This is a genomic window from Frankia gtarii (assembly GCF_025403375.1).
GTDB classification, from domain to species: Bacteria; Actinomycetota; Actinomycetes; order Frankiales; family Frankiaceae; genus Frankia; species Frankia gtarii.
This window is the reverse complement of the sequence record NZ_JAMPTM010000462.1, coordinates 1-2,703: the sequence shown is the minus strand read 5'-3', so window position 1 is coordinate 2,703 and position 2,703 is coordinate 1. Positions and strand designations below refer to the sequence as shown.

Here is a 2,703-nt window from a genome sequence, read left to right as displayed (position 1 = left end):
CCCGACCACCAGAGACCAGGCCACCACCGACCGACTCAACCGCACACCGCACTATCACCACAAAGATCCCGAGCGTCCACCCGCCACCGTCCCCACCCCAACGCCCGGTTAGGCCAGTACAGTCTCGCGGAGAGTGGTCACCTTACGGAGTCGGTTGCGTGCGAACACGTCGCCCGTGGCGGCGCGATCTGCCAGGGTCGCGAGGTCGTTTCGGGCGACGAGGACGTCGGCCAGCCTGGAGGCCGAGTGCCGGTCGCCGAGGTCGGCCCTGCGCTGGAGTTCGGTGAGGTGACCACGAGCGATCAGGAGTGCGGTCAGTCGCTCGGAAGGCCGGTGCAGCTGGCGGTCGGCTCGTTCACGCAGACGAGTCTCGTCCCCGTAAGCGGCGAGTACGCGACCGAGCCGCAGCACGTCGTTCGCGTCGACCCGCCCGGCTGACGGTTGCCACCTGACGAGGTCCTGGTCGGTGCCCAGGCGGTGCAGGAGGAGCTCGGCGTCGGAATGGTCCCTGGCGGCGAGCTCGCGCAGTTCGTCGACGTCGCCGCGTACGGCCAGCAGCACGGCCAGCCAGATCTCAGCGGCACCCAGGCCCTTGTCGGTCCGACACCGGAGCTGGTCGAGGAAGCGTTCGTCGGCGAGCAGGGCCGTCACCCGCGCCGTGTCGGCATGGCTCAGCGAGACCGGCGGGTCGAGGAGGCCGAGCGCGCCGAGCACCTCCGCCAGGCGGAGCGCGGCGTCGCGGTCGCCGCCGTCGGCCCGCACCCGAAGGCCGTCCACGTCGCCGCGGTCGACCAGGACGTCGGCGAGCCGGACTGCGGCCCGCCAATCACCGAAGTCGGCCAATGCGTGCAGCAGGTCGAGGTCCCCGCCGTCGACGAAAAGCTCGACCAGCGTCCACGCTGCGAAGTCCTCGCCGATTCCGGGGCGGGCGCGGGCTGCCAGCGCAAACGCTTCTCGGTGCCGGGAGCACGCGACGGCGGCGCGAGCGAGCCGGAGCGCGTCGTTCGGGTCGTGGACGTGGGAGATCGCGGCGTTCCAGACGGCGAGCGGCGGCTGGTCGGGCAGACCGTCGGCGTGATCGACCAGGTAGTCGGCGACGAGGTAGCCGTCGACGGCGCCCATCTGTTCGTCGGCGACGGGCGAGAGGGCGCGCAGTTCGCCGAGCAGCGGCGTGACGGCGTACTTCATGGCCTGTTCGAACCAGTTCGGCAGACTGGTCGCCTTCTCGGTGGGCGTGCAGTAGCCCGGCGCCGCGTCCCGCAGCAGATCCGTCGTCAGGTGGCTCCGGACCCCGAGTCGGACGAGCGTGACGGCTGCGGCCAGCACCGCTTTGGCGTAGGTGTCGGCCATCTTCCAGTGCCCGATGAGGTTCGGCGTCCCTGCCAGCGCCTGCGGGAGACGGCGGCCGGCGGTAGACAGCACCTGGCGCAGTCGAGGGTTGCGGCGGGCGGCTTCTTCGGCGCGGTCCTGTTCGGTTCGGGTGAATTCGACCGGCAGGTGGAAGGGAACGCAGACCGGATGTTCGAGGATCTTCCGCGCGGCTCGGTACGGGTCCTTGTGCGGGTTCCACCCCGTCACGGAGGCCGGGTCCGGCTCATTCGTATAGAGGCGGTAGTGCGCGGAGCGCATCGTCCCCAGCAGCACCACGGGACCCGGCGGTTGCAGCAGACGCCGGATCGTCGCGACGGTGAGGCCGTCGTCGTGCCGGTCGAGGAAGGTGTCGAACTCGTCCAGCCACACGACTGTGCGCGCCTGCGGCGACGCCGCCCACTCGGCAAGCTGACCCGGGTCGTCAGGCTGCAGCAGCGACCAGTCCGGCACCGCCGCGCGGACTGCTTCGTATGCTGTTCGGCTCTTGCCGACCGAGGACTCGCCGACCAGCAGCACCAGTCGGCGGCAACCCCTCGGATTGACCAGCCATTGCCGTAGTCCGGTGCTGCCCAGATCGACGTCCCGCTCGACGTAGACGGGCAGCGACACGTCGGATGCGTCCTCCTCCTCGACCTCGGCGTGCACACCGAGTAGGTACGGGTCCGCGTCGGAAACGCGGATCAGCTGCGGCAAGGAACGTTGGCGTGCAGCCGGTTCCGGGACATCAGTAGCCGGCGCACCAGCCGCCCCGCATGCCCTCGCGAAGACGCTGTTCCCAGGAAATGCCGAACGGGCTGCGGCCAGCAGCTTGTGACGGCCATCCACGACGATGCCTTTTCCCAGGAGCGAGCCGATCTCCTCCCACAGCGCACTGGGGTCGGGCGCATACGGAACACGAATCGACGAAAACCCGGACTTGCTCAGCACTGCCTGTGCTGCGCTCACGTCGGGGAAGCACCTCGCCAGTTCCTCGCACTCCACCTGCGACAGCCCGCCCGCGGGGGGGCTCGATCGCTCTTCGGCCGAGAAGTTGTCCTGCAGCGTTTCCACCCCGTCAACAGTCGACGCCCTCACTTCGGCCCCGACGCGACGCGTCGCAGGACGATCACGCCGACGAGTCTCGCACGGCCGTTGTGTCCGACTCGAGCAGACCCGACTTCCCGAGATCCGGGGTGGCCAGGGAGTGTCCGATTTCTGGTGCCCGCCTCCGGTCTCGCAGCGGCGAGCGCCACGACCCACCGGGCTGCTGGCAACTCCGATTGCCGCACAGTCGGCAATCGGAGTTGCCGCCCAGTGAGGGTTGCCGTCCCCGTTTCCCGCTCCCCGTGCACC

1 protein-coding gene and 1 pseudogene are annotated in these 2,703 nt (G+C 69.8%); both read right to left on the bottom strand.

Features of this window, described 5'->3' with window-relative positions:
* Positions 1-108: 108 nt before the first annotated feature.
* Positions 109-2,064, bottom strand: a complete 1,956-nt coding sequence (locus NBZ83_RS31410) for a coiled-coil domain-containing protein (protein WP_261571289.1) — start codon at positions 2,062-2,064, stop codon at positions 109-111.
* A gap of 66 nt (positions 2,065-2,130) precedes the next feature.
* Positions 2,131-2,352 (bottom strand): annotated as a pseudogene (locus NBZ83_RS34110) (effector-associated domain EAD1-containing protein); the annotation flags it as partial.
* Positions 2,353-2,703 lie beyond the last annotated feature (351 nt).